The sequence below is a fragment of the Micromonospora sp. DT201 genome, from assembly GCF_049841575.1.
Lineage (GTDB): Bacteria > Actinomycetota > Actinomycetes > Mycobacteriales > Micromonosporaceae > Micromonospora.
Genome location: NZ_JBNCKP010000006.1, coordinates 208,774 through 225,803, shown reverse-complemented (window position 1 = coordinate 225,803; position 17,030 = coordinate 208,774). Strand labels below are relative to the sequence as shown.

The 17,030-nt window shown below is 68.7% G+C and carries 5 protein-coding genes; 3 read left to right on the top strand and 2 right to left on the bottom strand.

Annotated elements, in window-relative coordinates:
- Positions 1-130 precede the first annotated feature (130 nt).
- The gene (locus ACLQ28_RS14355; RefSeq protein ID WP_425686741.1) at positions 131-11,800 is read left to right on the top strand and encodes a putative Ig domain-containing protein; all 11,670 of its coding nucleotides are present in this window, start codon (positions 131-133) and stop codon (positions 11,798-11,800) included.
- Between the two features lie 16 nt (positions 11,801-11,816).
- Positions 11,817-12,503 carry a hypothetical protein gene (locus ACLQ28_RS14350; protein ID WP_425686740.1) on the top strand — a complete coding sequence of 229 codons (687 nt, stop codon included), beginning with the start codon at positions 11,817-11,819 and terminating at the stop codon, positions 12,501-12,503.
- A 67-nt stretch (positions 12,504-12,570) separates the two neighbouring features.
- Here ACLQ28_RS14350 and ACLQ28_RS14345 read toward each other — a convergent pair whose 3' ends face one another.
- Positions 12,571-13,068 (bottom strand): hypothetical protein, encoded by a 498-nt coding sequence (locus tag ACLQ28_RS14345; protein WP_425686739.1) that lies wholly within the window; start codon positions 13,066-13,068, stop codon positions 12,571-12,573.
- Positions 13,069-13,557: 489 nt separating this feature from the next.
- Between ACLQ28_RS14345 and ACLQ28_RS14340 the strand changes: the two genes are divergently transcribed.
- A complete protein-coding gene (locus tag ACLQ28_RS14340) occupies positions 13,558-14,172 on the top strand; it encodes a hypothetical protein (RefSeq protein WP_425686738.1) in 615 nt (204 codons plus the stop codon).
- A 166-nt stretch (positions 14,173-14,338) separates the two neighbouring features.
- Here the strand turns inward: ACLQ28_RS14340 and ACLQ28_RS14335 are convergent, their stop codons facing one another.
- Positions 14,339-16,825 carry a M14 family metallopeptidase gene (locus tag ACLQ28_RS14335; protein ID WP_425686737.1) on the bottom strand — a complete coding sequence of 829 codons (2,487 nt, stop codon included), beginning with the start codon at positions 16,823-16,825 and terminating at the stop codon, positions 14,339-14,341.
- Positions 16,826-17,030: the final 205 nt, after the last annotated feature.

Here is a 17,030-nt window from a genome sequence, read left to right as displayed (position 1 = left end):
ACGCGCTACCCGTCGGCGATTTGTCCCCTTTTTGCCAATTATGGACCAAGTGCGGCTATTGGCTGTCATACCCTTACTGCGGCTTATGAAGGGTTGACGCATGCACATGGCGATGGTGAATGGATTTACGGTGAGGCGGGGCCGGACCGGTCGCGGCGGGGTTCGACGCCGCACCGCCTTCGGCCTCGTCGCCACGTTGCTGGCTACGCTGATCGCCGTGCTCAACCCGGTTGCCGCCGAGGCAGCCGGCACCGTCCTGTTCAACCAGCCCTTCCACAACAACACCCCGGACGGACTCGGGCCGATCGTCCTGCCGGCCCTGCCCGCGTCGTCCACCACCTCGAACTTCGCCTGCCTGAGCGCCTCCGGCAACGTCAGCACCGGAGCGCTGCACAGTTGTGCGACGCAGACCGACGCGCCCGGCAGCGGCAAGCTGCGACTCACCGACGCCACCATCAACCGGACCGGTGGGCTCTTCGGGGCGACCAGCGTGCCCACCGCGTCCGGTCTGGACATGACCTTCAACCTCTACCAGTACGGCAACACCGGCGGCGCGGACGGCATGACCCTCGTCCTCGCCGCGGTCGACCCCGCCAACCCGGCCGCGCCGGCCACCATCGGCCAGTCCGGGGGAGGGCTGGGTTACACCGGTACGAGGACACTGCCCGGTCTGGCCAACGGCTACCTGGGCATCGGGTTCGACGTCTTCGGCAACTACAGCACCACCACCTACCAGGGGAGCGGCTGTACCGACCCAGCCTTCATCACCGCCTCCAGGATTCCGGGTCAGGTGCTCGTGCGGGGACCCGGTCGGGGCACGGTCGGCTACTGCGGGCTGAACAGCACCGCCACCAACGGGTCGTCGCCAGTGGTCCCACTGCGGGCGAACAACCGCGCCGCCTCGGTCGTGCCGGTCGAGGTGGTCATCAACCCGACCACCTCGTCGTTCACCACCGACTCCGGTCTGGTGGTGGCGGCCGGACGTTACATGGTGGTCTTCCGGCCGGTCGGCGCGAGCGTCTCGCGGGTCCTGGAGGGGGCGCTTCCCGCAGTCGCCGCCGGCCTCTACCCCTCACCGAGTTGGCTGAACAGCAACGGCATCCCGCGCCAACTCGCCTTCGGCTGGGTGGCGTCCACTGGCTCCGTGGTGGACAACCACGAGGTCGACAACACCAATGTGGTGACTTTCAACCCGGTGCCCGACCTGAACGTCACGCAGACGAGCTACACCGGCCCGAACCCCCAACCCGGTGATCCGGTCAACTACACGGTCGTTCCCTCGGTCGCCGTCGGCGCCAACGAGACCGCCCCGGTCTCGATGACTGCGACCACGCCGACGGGTGTGGTGCCGGTGGGCGCGTTCGGTAGCGGTTGGGTCTGCGGGGCTCCAACGGGGCAGACCGTCACCTGCACCAACAGCAACGGACCCTTCGCCAACGGGACATCGCTGCCACCGATCTCGGTGGTCGCCATCGTGACCGGGTCCGCCGTCACACCGTCGATCATCCAAACCCAGTCGACGGTCACCGCCTCGTCCATCGACGCCAATCCCGCAATCTCCACCACAACGGTCGTGGGCACGCCGCCGGCGACACCGAGCGGGATCACCGTCTCGCCCGCGACGAGCACGATTGCCGGTGGCGTCGCGGTGACGGTCGGCGGGACGGACATCGCCGGGGCGACCGCTATCGAGATCGGCACCACGGCGCAGCAGCAGGCCGGCACGCCGGTCGTCCTCCTGCCCTGCCCGTCCGGCCCGGCCGCCGGCTGTTTCACCGTGAACGGCGACGGGACGTTGAGCATCTCGTCCATGCCCGCGCGCAGCAGTGCCGCCACGGTGAACGTCACAGTGGTCACCCGGGGTGTCGCCGCCGCCGCCAGCTATGTCTACACCGACGTACCGGCCACTCCGGCCGCGCCCACCGCGACCGCCGGCCTGGCCAGCGCCACGGTGAACTGGACGGCACCGGCGAGCAACGGCAGCCCGATCACCAGCTACGTCGTCACCCCGATCCGGAACGGGGTGGCACAGACCCCGATCACCTACGACACGTCCACCACCAGCCGGGTCATCTCCGGGCTGACCCTCGGAGCGAGCTACACGTTCACCGTCGCGGCGGTCAACTCGATCGGCACCAGCGCGACGAGTCCGGCGTCGAACGCGGTGGTGCCGTACGCGGTGCCCGGGGCACCCACCATCACCGCAGCCAGCGCCGGCGACTCGTCGGCCCGGCTGACCTGGACCGCACCCAGCACCGGCGGCAGCCCGATCACCTCCTACGTCATCACCCCGTACATCGGCGGGGTGGCGCAGACCCCGCAGACCTTCGCCAGCGCGGCAACCACCCAGACGGTGACCGGGTTGACGCCGGGCACCGCGTACACCTTCACGGTGACGGCCCGCAACGCGGGCGGTGCCGGACCACCGTCGGCGCAGTCCGCGCCGGTCATCCCGAACCAGTCGCCCAGCCTCACCAACCCCGCGCCGCCCGCCGGCGAGGTCAGCGTCCCCTACAGCAACCAGCTCACCGTCAACGGTGGTACGGCACCGTTCGCCTGGTCGATCAGTGCGGGCAGCCTGCCGCCCGGGGTGACCATCAACGCGAGCACCGGTCTGCTCTCCGGCACCCCCACGGCCGCCGGGACCTTCGACTTCACCGTCCGGGTGCTCGACGCCAGCAGCCAGGCAGCCACCCAGGCGCTGAGCATCGTCATAGCGCCGCTGCCCACGCTGACCTTCCCGCCACCGCCGCAAGGGCAGGTCGGCATCGCCTACAACACTCAACTCACGGTGAACGGGGGCACCGGGCCGTTCGTCTGGTCGGTGAGCGCGGGCAGCCTGCCGCCCGGGGTGACCCTGAACGCGAGCACCGGTCTGCTCTCCGGCACTCCCACCACCGCCGGCAACTTCTCGTTCACCGTCCGGGTGGTCGACTCCTTCGGCCAGGCCGCGATCAGGACGGTCTCCCTGGGTATCACCGCGTCGCCGACGCTGACGTTCCCGCCGCCGCCGCCGGGCCAGGTCGGCATTCCCTACAGCACTCAGCTCACCGTCAACGGCGGCACCGCCCCGTTCGTCTGGTCGGTCAGCGCGGGGACGCTACCGCCGGGTCTCACCCTGAACGCGAGCACCGGTCTGCTCTCCGGCACCCCCACCACCGCGGGCAGTTCCACCTTCACGGTGCGAGTGGTGGACGCCGCCGGACAGCAGGCGACCCAACCCGTAACGCTGGTGATCACCACCGGGCCGCTGGTCGTGACGAAAACCTCGAACGTGTCCACCGCGGCGGCCGGCGGAACGGTGAACTACACGATCAGCGCGACGAACACCGGCTCGGCCGCACTCAGTGGCGTGACGATCACCGACCCGCTCGGCGAGGTGTTGGACGACGCGACCTACAACGCCGACGCCACCGCCACCTCGGGCAGCGTGTCGTTCGTCAGCCCGACCCTGACCTGGACGGGCAACCTGGCCGCCGGCGCGGCCGTGACCATCAGCTACTCGGTCACCGTGGCCAATCCGTCGACCGGTGATCTGGTGCTGACCAACACGGTCACCTCGCCTGCGTTCGGCAACTGCGCCACCGGCAGCGTCGACGCCCGGTGCACGGCCCGTGTCCCGATCTCCGCGCTCACGATCCTCAAGACCGCGAACCGGACCACCGCGACCCCCGGTGACGTGGTCAGCTACACGATCGCGGTCACCAACACCGGCCAGGCTGCCTACCCGGCCGCGACCTTCACCGACGCAATGGGCGCGGCACTCGACGACGCGGTCTACAACGCCGACGCGTCGGCGACGACCGGCTCGGTCTCGTTCAGCTCCCCGAACCTGACCTGGACCGGCGCGCTGGCGGTCGGCGCGACCGCCACCATCACGTACACGATGACCGTGCGCGCCCCGGACCCTGGCGACAAAGTCATGACGAACACGGTCAGCTCCGGCAGCCTGGGCAGCAACTGCCCGGCGGCCAGCAACGACGCCCGCTGCACCGTGACGGTCACCGTCCTGGTGCCGGGCCTGGTCCTCACCAACGTCGCGAGCACCGCGACCACGACGCCCAACTCCACCGTCGGCTACACGGTGACCATCACCAACAGCGGGCAGACCGCGTACACGGGCATCAGCGCCATCACCTCGCTGGCCGGGGTGCTCGGCAACGCGACGTACAACAATGACGCGACCACCACCGCCGGAGCGCTGTCGTACACCAGTCCGAACCTGGCCTGGAGCGGCGACCTCGCGGTCGGCGCCACGGTGACCGTGACCTTCAGCGTGACGGTCAGCTCGGCGACCACCGGCGGACGGGTGCTGACCAGCGTGGTGTCGTCCTCGGCGGTCGGCAATAACTGCGCCACCGGCAGCATCGACGCGCGGTGCACCGCGTCGGTGCCCATCCTCATCCCCGGGCTGACGCTGCTCAAGACGGCGAGCGTGCCGAGCGCGACCCCGGGTTCGGTGGTGGCCTACCAGATCGTGGTGACCAACACCGGCCAGTCCGCCTATGTGGGGGCGAGCTTCACCGACTCGCTGGTCGGGGTGCTCGATGACGCCGCCTACAACGGCAACGCGGCCGCCACCTCCGGCGTGGTCAGCTACAGCAGCCCGACCATCTCCTGGACCGGTAACCTCGCCGTCGGCGCATCCGCCACGATCACGTACTCGGTGACGGTCAGCGATCCCGCTACCGGTAACCGGTCGATGGTCAACCAGCTCGTCTCGCCCACGCCCGGCGCCAACTGCGCCACCGGCAGCGTCGACACCCGCTGCACGACGACGGTCGCCGTGCTGCTGCCTGGATTGACCCTGACCAACACCCCCAGCGCGGCCACCGCCACACCCGGCGACACGATCACCTACACGATCACCATCGCCAACACCGGCGAGTCGGCGTACCCGGCGACGACAAGCGTCACCAACCCGCTGGACGCCGTGCTCGACGACGCCGTCTACAACGCGGATGCCACGGCCACCAGCGGAACCGTCGGGGTGTCTGGGTCGGTGCTGACGTGGACCGGCGCGCTCGCGGTAGGGGCGACCGTCACCGTTCAGTTCTCCGTCACGGTGTCGAACCCCGACACCGGCAACCGGGTGCTGACCTCGACGCTCAGCTCGACGGCGCCCGGCAACAACTGCCCGGCCGCCACGCCTGCCGCAGCCTGCACGGCCACCGTCACGGTGCTGTTGCCCGGGCTGACCATCGTCAAGACCGCGGACAGCGCCACCACCGTCCCGGGCGGTGTGGTGACCTACACCATCACCGTGACGAACACCGGTGAGTCGGCGTACGCGGCGGCGGCATTCACCGACTCACTGGCCAACCCGCTCAACGACGCCACCTTCAACGGTGACGCGACGGCCACGTCCGGGACGGTCACCTACACCTCTCCCAACCTGAGCTGGGTGGGCGCCCTGGGCGTCGGCGCTGCCGCGACCATCACCTACTCGATGACCATTCTCGACCCCGACCCGGGCGACAAGTCGATGGTCAACACGGTGGTCTCCAGCACCCCGGGCAGCAATTGCGCGACGGGCAGCAGCGACGCGCGGTGCACCGCCACCGTGCGGGTGCTCGTGCCGGCACTGACCATTACCAAAGCCTCCAGCGTGCCGACCACCACGCCGGGCGCGACCGTCGGCTACACCGTCACCATCAGCAACACCGGGGAGACCGCGTACCCGACGTTGACCGTCACCGACGCGCTGGCCGGCGTGCTCGACGACGCGACGTACAACAACAACGAGGTGGCCTCCGCCGGCACGGTCGGCTTCGTCAGCCCCAACCTGGTCTGGACTGGACCCCTGGCCATCGGGGCGTCGGTGACCATCACCTACTCGGTGACGGTGCACGACCCGGTCGCCGGTGACCTGATCCTGACCAATCAAGTCAGCTCGACAGCGGCGGGCAGCAACTGCCCGACCATCGGCGGCAGCGACACCCGCTGCACGGTCAGCGTGCCGGTGGCCCGGCTGCTGATCACCCTCACTCCCGACGTGGTCACCACCACACCGGGTGGAGTGATCCGGATCGACGCCACCTACACCAATACCGGCAAGGTCCCCTATCAGGGCGTCAGCGTGGAATTCGACGGCAGTGGCTTCGCCCCCGACGTCGTCGGCAACGGCGACCAGACGGCGTCCTCCGGCACGCTCACCGTCGGCACGACCGGCTCGGTCTGGACCGGTGACATCCCGATCGGCGCGACCATCTCGTTGAGCGGCAGCCTCACGGTGCTCAACCCCGACCCGGGCGACCTGTTGCTCACCGGCGTGACATTCTCGGACGCCCCGGGCAACAACTGCCCGGTGGGCAGCACCGATCCACGGTGCTCGGTCAGCATCGCCGTGCTGGTGCCGGGCCTCGCGCTGAACGTCGTCGCGGACACGGCGACCGCCGTGCCGGGGCAGACCGTCGGCTACACCGTGACGATCACCAACTCGGGTACCTCGCCGTACACCGCGATCAGCGTGGCCAACTCGCTGGCGGCGGTGCTGGGCGACGCGACGTACAGCGGCGACGCGGTGACAAGCGCGGGAACGCTGGCCTTCGTCGGCACCACCCTTACCTGGAGCGGTGACCTCGCGGTCGGTGCGGTCGTCACGATCACCTACTCGGTGGTGGTGCTCTCACCCGACCCGGGCAACAAGACCATGGTCAACAGCCTGCAATCCACCGCCGTGGGTAGTTCCTGTACCACGATGGCCCAGGCACCCGGGTGCACCTCGACCGTGCTCGTCCTCACCCCGGCGTTGACCATCGCCAAGTCGACGACTGCCACGACGGCACTGCCGGGCGGTGCGGTGCCCTACACGCTGACCATCACCAACTCCGGACAGATCGACTACACCGCGGCCAGCGTCGCCGACGACCTGACCGGCGTCCTCGACGACGCCTCCTACAACGCGGACGCGAGCGCCACGGCCGGGACGGTCTCCTACGCCGAACCGGTGCTCACCTGGACCGGCGACCTGGCGGTCGGCGCGACCGTGACGGTCACCTACACCGTGACCGTCGACAATCCCGCCCTCGGCGACGACGTTCTCACCAACGTCGCCAACTCTGCCGAGGCGGGCGCCAACTGCCCGGTGGGCGGCACCGACCCCACCTGCACGGTCACCGTCGCGGTCGTCGAGGCGTCCCAACTGACGTTCGCCAAGACCGCCAGCGCGGCCTCGGCCACCGTCGGGTCGGTGGTCACGTACACGGTGCGGGTGTCGAACTCCGCGGGCAGCCCGTACCTCGGCGCGACCTTCGATGACTCGCTTGCCGACGTGCTCGGCAACGCCGTCTACAACAACGACGCCTCGGCCGGCGGGGTCGGCACCATCGACTACACCGCGCCGGTGCTCTCCTGGACCGGCAACGTACCGGCAGCCGGGACGGTGACCATCACCTACAGCGTGACGGTGCAGCCAGTCACCGGTGACAACTCGATGGTCAACACCCTGGTCTCCGACTCCGACGGCGGAAACTGTGCCGTCGGCAGCGTCGACCCGCGGTGCACCACAGGGGTCACCGTCGCGCAGGTGACCATCCTGAACACCGCCGACATGGCCACCGTGCTGCCCGGCGGCACGGTCGTCCTCACCACCACCATCACCAACGACGGCGGCACCGCCTACTTCGGCGCCGCCGTCAACCTCGGCGGTGCCGGTCTGCTCGACGACGCCATCCCGATCGGCGACACGGTAACCTCGGGCATCCTCGTCGTGGGACCGAGTGGTCTGACCTGGACCGGTGACCTGCCGGTCGGCGGCGTGGTGACCATCGCCAGCACCTTCCTGGTCCGCAATCCGGACCCGGGCGACAAGATCATCACAAGTACGGCCACCTCGGCGATCCAGGGCAACAACTGCCCGGTCGGCGGCACCGATCCGCGCTGCACCGTCCGGGTCGACGTCCTGGTGCCCGCGCTGAGCATCGTCAAGGTCGCCAACACGCCCGTCAGCACGCCCGGCAGCATGGTCAGCTACACCATCACCATCAGCAACACCGGTACCGCGCCGTACCTGGGCGCCGTGGTCACCGACGACATGAGCGGTGCGCTGGACGACGCGACGTTCGGTGCCGACGCCGTGGCCACCGTCGGCGGCCTGTCGTACACAGCGCCGACGCTGACCTGGACCGGGGATCTCGCAGCCGGGACGAGCGCGGTCGTCACGTACACCATGACGGTGAACAACCCCGACCTGGGCGACAAGTTGATGGTGAACACCGCTGCCTCGACGGAGGCCGGTAGCACCTGCCCACCGGCCAGCTCCAACCCGGACTGCTCGGTGCTCGTGGCCGTGCTCACGCCCGGCCTGGGCATCACCATTGCCGCCGACACGGCGGGCACGGCCCCGGGCGGCACGGTCGGCTACACGATCTCCATCGTCAACAACGGACAGACCGCGCAGACCGGCGTCACGGTGACCAACGCGTTGGCCGGGCTGCTGGACGACGCCACCTACAACGGTGACGCCAACGCGAGCACCGGCACGGTCACCTTCACCAGCCCGAACCTGCTCTGGTCCGGCACCCTCGCGCCCGGGTCGACGGCGACGATCACCTACTCGGTGACGGTCGCCAACCCCGACACCGGCAATCGCCTCCTGACCAGCCAGGTCAGTTCGGCAGCCGCCGGCAGCAGCTGCCCCGTGGGCAACACCCTCCCGGCCTGTACGGCCACCGTGACGGTCTCGGTGCTCACCATCCTCAACAGCGTGTCCCCCTCCAGCTCGGTCCCGGGCGGCACGGTCGTGTTCACCACCACGGCGACCAACACCGGCACGACCCCGTTGACCGCGATCGAGATCTCGGCCGACTTCGCCGGCTCGGTCGACGACGGCACCTACAACGGCGACGCGGCGGCCTCGACCGGCACCCTGGTCCTGGTGCCGTTGACCGCGTCCATCCGGTGGACCGGTGACCTGCCGGTTGGCGCGGTGCTCACCGTCACCGGCTCGTTCACGGTGAACAACCCGGACGCGGGCAACCGGATCATGACCTCGGTGGTCAGCTCCGCCGTGCCGGGCAACAACTGCCCGACCGGCGGCACCGACCCGGCGTGCACGGCGACGACCACGATCCTCATTCCGGCGTTGACTGTGCTGAAGACCGCGGACCGGGCGACCACCGTCCCCGGCGGCTCGGTCGGTTACACGATCACCGTCACCAACGTCGGCGAGACCGCGTACACCGGGGCCACCGTCACGGACAGCCTGGCCGGCCTGCTCGACGACGCCACCTACAACGGTGACGCGAGCGCCAGCTCGGGCGTCGTCACGTACAGCGCGCCGCTGCTCACCTGGACCGGAAACCTGGCCATCGACGGGGTGGTGACCATCACCTACACGGTCAGCGTCGACGACCCGCAGACCGGCGAGCGGGTTCTGACCAACACGGTCAGCTCCACCGCCTCCGGCAGCAACTGCCCGCCGGGCGGCTCCGATCCAGACTGCAGCGCGACCGTCCAGGTGCTGCTGCCGGCCCTGAGCATCAGCAAGATCGCCAACGCCGGCACCACCACACCCGGTGGCACGGTTGGGTACACCATCACCGTCACCAACAGCGGCCAGACCGACTACACCGGGGCCACCCTGAGCGACGACCTCACGGCCGTGCTCGACGACGCCACCTACAACAACGACGCGGTCGCCACTGTCGGCGGGGTGTCCTACACGTCGCCGACCCTGACCTGGACCGGCGACCTCGTCATCGGCGCCAGCGCTGTGATCACCTACTCGGTCGGAGTGCACAACCCCTCCGACGGTGACCGGAGCATGACCAACGCCGTCACCTCCACCACTCCGGGCAGCAACTGCCCGGCCGGCGGATCCGACCCGGCCTGCACGGTCACCGTCACCGTGCTCATCCCGCAGCTCAACATCAACAACGCCGCCAACGTGGCCACCACCACGCCGGGCAGCGTGGTCCGGTTCACCGTCACCTTGAGCAACACCGGTTCCACCCCGTACTTCGGCATCCAGGCGACGACCAACCTCGCGAACCGCTTCGACGACGCCCGGCCCAACAACGACCAGGTCGTCAGCTCCGGCACTCTGACCGTGGTCGGCGCCGTCGTCACCTGGACCGGCGACATCCCGATCGGCGGGCAGGTCGTCATCACCGGCACCGTCACGGTCAACAACCCGGACACCGGCAACCGGGTCATGGCCAACACCATCACCTCCACCGCACCCGGCAGCAACTGCCCGACCGCCTCGCCCGCACCCGCCTGCACGGTCAGCGTCGCGGTGCTGCTGCCTGGCCTCGTCATCGAGAAGACCGCCGACAACCCCACCATCACACCGGGTGGCACCGTCACCTACACCATCACCGCCACGAACACCGGCCAGACCGGGTACGTCGGCACGACGATCAGCGACTCCCTCGCCGGCCTGCTCGACAACGCGGTCTACAACTCCGATGCCACCGCCAGCTCCGGTGAGGTCTCCTACGCGACACCGGTATTGACCTGGACCGGTGACCTGCCGATCGGTACCGCCGTGACGATCAGTTACACGGTGACGGTCAGCGACAGTCAGGTTGGCGGTCGCACCCTCGTCAACACGGTTACCTCCGCCGCAGCGGCCAACAACTGCGCGGTCGGCAACACCGACCCGAGGTGCGCCGCCCAAGTCGCCATCCTGATCCCCGGGCTGAGCATCACCAAGACGGCGAACACCGCAACCGTCACCGCAAGCGGCACGGTCACGTACACGATCACGGTCACCAACACCGGTCAGTCGCCGTACATTGGTGCGACCGTCGCGGACTCGCTCACCGGTGTGCTCGACGACGCCGTCTACAACGCGGACGCCTCCGCGGACTCCGGTCTAGTCTCCTACGCGGCACCGGTGTTGACCTGGACCGGTGACCTTCCGATCGCGGCGGTCGCGGTGATCACCTACTCGGTCACGGTGAACTTCCCGGCCACCGGCGACCAGAGCCTCATCAACACCGTCAGCTCCAGCACCGTGGGCGCGGACTGTCCGGGGTCACCGGCCTGCACCGCCACGGTCGCGGTCCTGATCCCGGCACTGACCATCACCAAGGCCGCGGACACCGGCACCATCGTCGCCGGCGGCACCGTGCAGTACTCGGTGCTGATCACCAACAGTGGGCAGTCGGCCTACAGCGGCGTCACGGTCACCGACTCGCTGGTGGATGTCCTCGACGACGCCGTGTACGCCGGTGACGCCACGACCACCACGGGCACGCTGTCCTACACCGCCCCGGTGCTCACCTGGACCGGCGACCTGCCGGTCGGCGCCACCGCTTCGATCAGCTACCGCGTCACCGTGAACGAGCCGCAATCCGGCGACGGGAGCCTGGTCAACACCGTGACCTCCACCGCGCTTGGCAACACCTGCCCGACGGTCGGTGGCGCTGCCGACTGCACCGCCACCGTCACCGTGACCGCGCAGTCGATCACCCTGTCCGGGCTGCCGGCCGGGTTCACCCTGACCGGTCGACCCTCGCAGGTGGTCGGCGAGCAGGAGGCAGTCACCATGACCGTCACCACCAACAGCCCGACCGGTTACGCCGTCACCGTGCGAGGGCTGGATCCGGAACTGGTCGGGGCCAACCCCGCGAACCCGTACACCATCCCGATCGAGAACCTACGGGTGCGCGAGACCGGCGCCACCATCTATCGGGATCTCTCCGATCAGACGGCGGTCGTCGTGCACCGACAGTCCGGTCCGTCGTCGGCCGGTGGCGACGCGATCAGCAACGACTACCAGGTGAGCATCCCCGCGGTCGTAGCCGACGAGTACTCCACGACGTTGGAATATGTGGCAATCACCGAGTAACACCCTGAGGAGCATCATGCGAAGGATCCCTGTCCTGGCGACCGTGCTGGCAGCCTGGGCGTTGGCCGGGCCGGCGGCTTCCTCGGCGCAGGCGGCGGCCCCGACGCCGAAGCCGTCCGCGTCGGCCTCACCGGCCGGGCCGCTGCTCAGCATCACGGTGGACGACGGCCGGACCGAGGTCGCAGCCGGCGACGAGTTGACATACCGGCTCACCGTCCGCAATCTCGGCACCGCGCAGGTGTCCGACATCAAGGTCTCGCAGAGCCTGCCGGCCGGGTTGACTTTCGTTTCCGCCGACCGTGGGGGCAAGGCCCGGGACGGCGCGGTCACCTGGGCCACCGATCTCAAGGTGGGTCAGGAGTCGACCTTCACCACCGTGGCCCGGGTCGGTGAGACGCCGAAGGATCTGCTGCGACTCGCCACGGTCGCCTGTGCCACCGCCAAGGGTGGTACGAAGCCACTCGTCTGCGCGACCCACTCCGATCTACTCCCGGCCGGCGCTGTCGCCCCGGCCGCCGAGGACACCGGCATCTCCTGGCTCTGGTCCGCAGGTGCGGCGGTGGCGCTGCTCATCGTCGGCCTGGGCGCGTTCGTTCAGCTGCGCCGCTACCGCCGGCGCCGGGTCCTACCCGCGCACGCCCACTCGGCTGGCCGCCCGACCGAGAACACCGACCGGATGGCCGGCGCGGTCAGTCTGGATTGAGCGAGCGTCCTTCCCCGGTGGCCGCCGTGGTGCGGCCACCGGGCCGGGGGCTCGTGCACGGTGCCGATCAGGCGACCGAGTGGGTGACCGTGCCGGTGTAGACACCTGCCACCGTGGACTGTGACAGCTCGAAGGTCAAAGTCGGGTTCCAGCTGGCACTGTTGAGCCCGTCACCGGTGGTCCTGCTGAACGCCGTCGATTGTGCGGCGAGTGACACCGCCTCGGCCGCGGTGGGTTGACCTGGCACGAGGACGCCCGTGCCGACGTTCTGGGTAGCTGGCCCCGACCAGTACTCGATCGTGCTGGCCGGGATCGTCTCCGCCGGCGTCGCGGCGCCGGTGGTGAAGTCGGTTGCGGTCACGGTCGCCACCCAGGTTGCCGCGAGCTGCGCTCGATCGTCGATGACGGTGACCGTGCCGAGTTGACCGGTGATGCCCTCATCGGGTGAGCCATTACCAAGATCTGCGCTGGCCGGCGTGATGATGGAAAGTTCGCCGCCGGTGACGACGACAGTGGCGGTGACGTCGCCGGTGCTGTCGGCCCGGGCGGGCGTGGGAAGACCCACCAGACACGCCGCTCCGATTGCCACACTCAATTCGAATGACCTACGCATTGCGATCCCCGCCGTTACGTCCCAGTCTGCTGTCATTGCTCGCACCGAGCGTAACGGCCGCGCACTCTCCGCACCCGCGAAGCGGGCATAATGGTCTATTCGCTGCCCGAAGGCAGTCTGCGCGAGAAATGCACCTGATCATTTATGGCACCCCGCAGCGTGAGCCGGTCTGCGCGCGGCCCACCCAGCATGATCGGCGGAATGCGCGTACGGTCAAACTGTTGCCTGGGACCCCGGTGGCCGTTGAGCCCGCCGTCGCCGTCGGCAACTCCCACCAATCGTGGATCTCGCTCTGGTTGAAGCGTCCTCGACCGGGATCGAAATCCGTGCAGGAGCACGGCTGCCACCCTGAGTAGGTGGTACCGCTCTCCGATCGATCCGTAGGCGCGCTGGAAGCGTCGCGGAACATGCGTCACGAACAACTGAAGGAATGTGAGTGCGATGGTCGACATCGCCAACGGTCGCGAATCCTCCCTTGTGACCACCACCGAACTTCCAGAGCGGCGCACGAAGCACCATTCCAGCAACGTCGTCCTCCCGGACACCGCGCTCTCGAGGACGGGGCCAACCGCCACCGCGACGCGGTACCTGCTGGCCGGCATCCGGCTCGCGCTGGGCTGGATCTTCATGTGGGCGTTCCTCGACAAACTGATCGGCCTCGGCCGCAGCACCCCCGCCGCGAGCGCCTGGTTGGACGGCGGCAGCCCCACCGCCGGGTTCCTCGGCAAGGCCGCCACCGGCCCGTTCTCGGGCTTCTACCACTCCATCGCCGGCAACGCCGTTGTCGACGCCCTGTTCATGACAGCCCTGGTCGGCATCGGCGCAGCGCTGATCATCGGCATCGGCATGCGCATCGCCGCAGCCTCTGGCGTGTTGCTGACCGTCCTGATGTGGACTGCGGTCCTACCGCCGGCCACCAACCCGTTCATGGACGACCATCTCGTCTACGCCGGTGTCCTCATCCTGCTGGCACTGCTCGGTGCCGGAACCACCTGGGGCCTCGGTCGTCGATGGGCGGCGACCTCGCTCGTACGCCGCAACACCTGGCTCACGTAGAACCGCGCTCAGCGTCGGTTGCTGCGCCAACTGGCGACGACGGTCGATGACACCCAAGAGGGGTCCGCCGGTGCAGGCTCTCCGAGGAGACCTGCACCGGCGGACGAATCTGAACCGACCGGGTTCACATGATTGACGTGCTATCCCGCCCGGATCAGATGGGGGCTCACTTCGTGCGAATCGTGATCGTCGCCTTGCGGTAGTTGTTGCGCTTGTCGTTCTTCGTCGGGTCGTAGTTCTGTTCGATGTTGCCCGCCGCATCGACCGAGAACCAGTGGAACGTCGTCGTCTCGGTCACGTGGAACACCTCGCCCGGCTCCCGGAAGTCGGTCGCCTCGTAGCGTGGCGACTGGAGCGTGGGCCGGCTGCCGTCCGTCGTGTAGTAGATGGTGGCCGGCTCGTTCGTCTCGAAGTGCACGTCGACGGGCTCGGAGTGTTTCCCACCGCCGGGAACGAGCTTGGACGTCGGGTCCTTCTTGTCCTTGCCCCAGTCGGCCGCGACTCGGAACATCTCCATGATCCCGTTGGCGTACTCCATCGTCTCGGCGTGGCCGCTGACGAGGTTGGGATCGCCCTCCCACACCGGCTGGAACGAGCCGCCCTGCCAGTCACCGGTGGCCGGGTTGTAGACCGAGCCGCCGACCTCCCAGCCGAAGGCGTAGATCCCGTAGGTGTGGTACAGGTCCTCGCGCACGTTTCCCGCGGAGGAGTAGAGGACGTCCGACGAGCCGCCGACGTTCTCCGGCGTGACGACGGTTTCCCTGTGTGCCTTGACCTGCGACAGGATCCTGCTGGCCGACTGCCAGTAGAACGCCTCGTCACCCAGCGGCGGGCGTGGCGTGGTGATCCGACCGTCCGCGATGTAGGCGCCGGGCTGCCAGAAGAGCTGGCCGCCGTTGGAGTGCACCGACATCATGAACTTGATGTTCGAGTACTTCTCGACCAGCCAGATGATGTTCTTCGACTCAGGCTCGGACAGCTCTTCCGGCCCCTGGTAGGTGTCGCTGACGCAGCTGGTCGACGCACCCGAGTAGCCGTCGTGACCCGACCCGACCCGGTAGTTCCGGTTCAGGTCGACGCCCCAGGAGTTACGCCGGGCCGGATCGGCGTTCTCGTCCGGGCAGTGGTTCGTCATGTTCCGACGCTGCGAGGCGAAGTTGTAGAAGCTGTAGTTCGCCCCATCCGGGTTGTTGGACAGAATGAAGAAGATGTCGGTGCCCTCGACGATCTTCTTCGTCTCCTTGTCGGACTTGTAGTTGTGCACCAGACGCTCGGCCGACTCCAGCGAGGTCGTCGCGGGCACCCACTCGCGGGCGTGGTCCTGCGCCTGGATCAGGACACCGGGGTTCCTGCCGTCGCGGTGCTTACCGATCCGTAGGACGGGGATGGTGACCGGGCCACGCGGCACCTCACCCTCGGGTGCGCCGACGCGCTTCTGGTCGAGGAAGTCGGTCAGCGCGACCGGGCCGGTCGTCGGGGCGACGATGCCGGTGCCCGCGTTGGTTCGATACGGGTGTGCCCGGTCGATGAGACCCTGGGACTGGGTCTCCAGCGCCGCTGCCACCTCGGTAGCCGTACTCGCGACCCCGGCGGAGGCGTCCTTCGCGAGGAGGACGCGGACTGCCTTGCCCGTCACCTCGACGTTGAGCGGGAGGTCGGCCCCTGGCCGGTCCACGAACTCGACGGTGATGTCGTTGCCGCCCTGGTGCCCCCAGGCCGCGGAGCTCACGACGACCGCAGACTGCCCGGTGCCGCCGATCGTGGCCTGCGCCTTGCGCTGGTAGCCGTTCGTCTGGTTCGGCAGGTAGACGATCTCGGCGATGTCCGGGTACTGCCGGGCGATCTCCTTGGCGCGGCTGTAGAGCTGCTGCGGGGTCCGGTAACCGTCGACGAAGTTCGACTTGTAGCCCCGATTCTCCGTCAGCGGCGGGGGAGCGTTCTCGAGCCAGTCGGAGACGTCACCGGTGGCGACGCCGCCGGTCGAGCTCGTGACCCGGATCTGGTTCGGGCGCGCGTCGAGCTTGAACAGGTTCCGGTGGAACATGTACTGCCCGGAGTCGACGAACCGGCTCATCGTCCGGGCGAAGCCGAACGACGTGCGCCGTCCTGAGTCGTTCTCGAGCTGCATCGTGACGATCGGGTCCGCCTGCTGCCCCTCGGTGGTTCGGGCCTCGACGTAGAGGAAACCCTGGCCCTTCGTGGTGAACCAGTCAGCGCGGACGACTCGTACCGTCGCCTCATGGTTGAGCGGCTGGGCGCCCTGCGTGCGGAGAGGTTGGATGCCGCCGTCGGCCTCTTCGCTCCAGGCGAAGCCTTCGTCGTCGCCGAGGAATTCGACGCCCATCGCCGTGAGTTCGGCGATCTGCTCGGCGGTCACCACCGCCTCACCTTCGATGCCGCTGGGCACGCGCCTGAGGCCGTGCTCAAGGTCGAAGCCTGCGGCGACCACCTTGTCCAGCATGTCCGCACCGGTCAGCCTGATGCGAGCGAGGCGTACCGAGTCCCGGTCCTCGAGAGGGGATCGCCCCGCAGCCACCGTGGCTGTGGACGCCGCGAGTTCCGCGCCTGCGGGCGTGGGCGCGGGCACGATGAGGACGCTCGCTACCAGGGTGGGCAGCGCGAGAAGCGCGATGCGTAGTCGTCTGCGATGCATGCTTCCCCTCCTTCTGTATGCGGCCTGTGGGCCGGCTGGACGCCGTGAGTGCATGTAGATCTTTCACATCGACGGCTGCGTAATCAAGATCTTGAGCATTGCGTGAGCTGGCCGGTCAGGGAGCACGCTGTTGCCGAGCGTCACGACCGGCGGAGGGGCGATTCCGAGTTCGGCTGTAAGAAGTCGGCCTCCCGACGCATTCCCA